The 3,784-nt window shown below is 67.4% G+C and carries 2 protein-coding genes; both read left to right on the top strand.

From position 1 onward, the window contains the following. A partial coding sequence (cobN, locus tag EOD15_RS30435) for a cobaltochelatase subunit CobN (RefSeq protein WP_127409128.1) occupies positions 1 to 2,795 on the top strand: 2,795 nt, incomplete at its 5' end. Then, positions 2,792 to 3,784: precorrin-3B synthase (cobG, locus tag EOD15_RS30430; RefSeq protein ID WP_127409127.1), on the top strand; the 993-nt coding region annotated here is incomplete at its 3' end. The genes cobN and cobG, both read left to right, overlap by 4 nt.

Below are 3,784 nucleotides of genomic sequence, written 5' to 3'. Positions count from 1 at the left end.
ACCCTCCCCTCGAGGGGGAGGGAAAGGTCGTGCCGATCCTGTTCTACCGCTCGATGCTGCTGGCCGCCGATGTCGCGCCAATCGACGCACTTTTTGAAGCTCTGCGACAGCGCGGCATCAACCCAGTCCCCATCTTCGTCTCCAGCCTCAAGGACCCGGCATCCCTGGCGTTCGTGGAAACAGCACTCGCCTCACTGAAACCCGCCGCCATCGTCACCGCTACCGCTTTCGCGTCCGGTGCCGAACCGGGCAATGAGACCTTGTTCGACCGCGCCGGCGTGCCGGTCTTCCAGGTCATCGTCGCCCCCCCCCGCCGCGACATCTGGGAGAACAACCAGCGCGGCCTGGCGCCCGCCGACCTTGCCATGCATGTCGTGCTGCCCGAGCTCGACGGCCGCATCCTGGCCGGCGCCATTTCCTTCAAGGGCGAGAGCGAGATCGATCCAGCACTTGGCCACCGCGCTTTCGCCAACCGGCCGGAACCGGATCGCGTGGCGCAAGTGGCTGACCGCGTCGCGGCCTTTATCCGCCTGCAGGAGACGCCCCGCGCCGAGCGCAAGCTGGCGATCCTGATGCCGGATTATCCGAGCGCCCCCGGCCGCACCGGCTATGCCGTCGGCCTCGACGTGCCGTCCAGCGTGCTGGCCATTCTGCAGGACCTGCGGGATCAGGGCTACGGGGTTGAGGGGATTCCGGAGACGCCGCGTGAGTTGCTGGGGCTGCTGGGGTTGAGCGGCGATGGGCTGAGGCTGGACGATTATCTCGCTCTTTCGACAGAATTGCCGACGGGTGCGATTACAGCGGTAGAAGCCGCTTGGGGGACAGCAGAAGATGACTTAGGGCTGTGCGAGGCCCCCTCGCGCGGAAGCTTCCCCTTCCGCGCCGCCACCTTCGGCAACATCACCATCGCCCTCGCCCCGGATCGCGGCCGCTCCGCCGACCGCCGGGCCGACTACCACGACCCGACTTTACCCCCACGCCATGCGCTGATCGCCTTTGGCCTATGGCTGCGCAAGTCGCTCGGCGTCCACGCGCTGGTCCATGTCGGCGCGCATGGCACGTTGGAGTGGCTGCCGGGCAAGACCGTTGCGCTTTCGGAGAACTGCTTTCCCGAGATCGTCACCGGCGCCTTGCCCGTCGTCTATCCCTTCATCGTCTCCAACCCAGGCGAAGCGGCGCAAGCCAAGCGCCGCATCGCCGCCGTCACCCTTGGCCATCTGCCACCGCCGCTGACCGGCGCCGGGCTCGACGAAAACCAACACAAGCTCGAGCGGCTGGTCGATGAATATGCCCAGGCCGACGGGCTAGACCGCCGCCGCCGAGACCGTCTGGCGAAACTGATCGTCGACACCGCGCAAAAGACCGGTCTCGCCTCCGAAGCCGGCGTCGGGAAGACCGACGCCCCGGACGAAGCGCTGCGCCGCATCGACGCCTGGCTCTGCGACCTCAAGGATTTCGCCATCAAGGACGGGCTGCATATCTATGGCCGCGCGCCCGATGACGAGCCCGACGCCATGCGCCGCCAGAGCGCCGACGCCGAGAAGACGGCGCTGCTCGCCGCGCTCGATGGCCGCCACATTAAGGCCGGCCCGGCCGGCGCGCCCGCGCGGGGCCGTTCCGACGTCTTGCCCACCGGCCGCAATCTGTTCACCTCGGACCCGCGGACCATGCCGACGCCGACCGCCTATGACCTGGGCAAGGCGGCGGCGGAGGAAGTCGTGCGCGGCTACATGCAATCGCATGGCGACTGGCCGCGCTCGCTGGTCATCGATCTCTGGGGCTCGGCCTCACTGCGCACCGGCGGCGAGGAAATCGCCCAAGGCCTGGCGCTGATGGGCTGCCGGCCGCAATGGGATTCGGCGACCGGCCGCATCACCGGCATCGAAGTGCTGCCGCCGGCCACGCTCGGCCGGCCGCGCGTCGACGTCACCTGGCGCATTTCGGGCCTGTTCCGCGACATGTTCCCGACCCAGATCGCACTGATCGATGCCGCCGCCAACGCGGTGGCCGCCCGCGACGAGGACGATACGGAAAACCCGCTCGCGGCCAAAACCCGCGCTGACGGCAAGATCAGCCCGCGCATCTTCGGCACCTCACCCGGCACATACGGCGCCGGCGTCGAGGATCTCATGTCCTCCGGCGACTGGAGCGCGCGCGAAGAGATCGGCCGCGCCTATCTCGACGCCACCTCGCATGCCTATGGCGGCGCCGAGGGCGAAGGCGTCTCCGCGCCCGGCGCCTTCGAAACCCGCATCGCCGAGGCCGATCTTCTCGTCCACACCGGCGACGACCCAGGTCGCGACATCCTCGAAGGCTCCGCCGATGTCGCCTTTATCGGCGGCTTTTCCGCAGCCCTTGCAGCGCTTGGCAGGAATGCCGACGTCATCGTGCTCGACACCACGGACCCGCAAAAGCCCAAGCCGCGTTCGCTCAGTGAGGCCGTATCGCGGGTGGTGCGCGCCCGCGCCGTCAATCCACGCTTCATATCGGGACAGATGCGCCACGGCCCGCGCGGCGCCTCCGAATTTGCCGAAACCGTCGACCGGCTGGTCGGCTTCGCCGAAACCACGCATGCCATTTCGGGCACGCTGATCGAGGCAGTGCACGATGCCTATCTCGGCGATCCACTGGTCGGGGCCTTCATCCTGCGCGAGACCCCCGCCGCTGCCAAGGTCATCGCCGAGCGCTTCCTGTCGGCGCGACGGCGTGGCCTGTGGCATCCCCTGCGCAACTCCATCGACGACGATCTCACGGCCATGATTGCCGAGGCCGAGGCGCTTGGGGTGGCGGCATGAACGCCTTCTCTCGTCGCGGCGCCTGCCCGGCTTTGTCGGTGCCAATGCAAACCGGCGACGGGCTTTTGGTGCGGCTCAACCCGGTTGCTGGAGGCCCATCTTCTGGAGGCCCGACTTCTGGAGGCCCGACTTCTGGAGGCCCGACTTCTGGAGGCCCGACTTCTGGAGGATTGTCGCCGAAGCTTTTGATCGGGTTAGCCGAATCCGCCTTGCGGCATGGCAATGGCATCATGGAAGTCACCGCGCGCGGCAGTCTGCAGATACGTGGGCTGACGACGGACAGCGCCACACGGCTGGCGGCGGAGGTCGATGCGCTTGATATCGCGGTGCGCACCGGCGTGCCAGTCGAGATCGGGCCGCTGGCCGGCATTGATCCGCAGGAGATTGCCGATCCGCGGCCGCTGGCCGAGCGGATCAGGGCGGCGATTGACGAGGCTGGATTAGCGCCAATGCTGGGGCCGAAGGTTTCCGTGATTGTCGATGGCTGCGGGCAGTTGACGATGGATTCGGTGACGGCCGATGTGCGGCTTGCTGCAGTGCGGGTCGATGCAGGAGTTCGGTGGCGGGTGTCTGTCGCGGGTGATGGGTGGAATGGGAGGCCACTTGTCACTGCCGATGAAGGCTCGGCGTGCGACATCACCGTCGCGGCCCTAAGAATGGTTGCCGAAAAAGGCCGCGAGGCTCATGCGAGGGATTTGACTGAGAGGCAGTTGGTGTCTCTGGCGGGTTGGCTATGCTCGACAAGTTTGCGCGAGGCGCCCCCCTCTGTCCTGCCAGACATCTCCCCCTCAAGGGGGGAGATTACGCTGCCACCGATGGTTTCGCCAATCTCCGGTGTTGGTAAGGAAAAGCCGGCGCCTAAGCTGCCGATCTCCCCCCCTGAGGGGGAGATGTCCGGCAGGACAGAGGGGGGCGCCTCGCGTAAACCTATCGGCCTTTTCCCCTTAGCCGGCGACGCCACCGCCCTCGGCATCGCCCTCCCCTACGGC

The organism is Mesorhizobium sp. M7A.T.Ca.US.000.02.2.1, assembly GCF_003996995.1.
Classification (GTDB): Bacteria; Pseudomonadota; Alphaproteobacteria; order Rhizobiales; family Rhizobiaceae; genus Mesorhizobium.
Note: the sequence above shows the minus strand (reverse complement) of the source record. Positions and strands in the feature narration are given on the sequence as shown.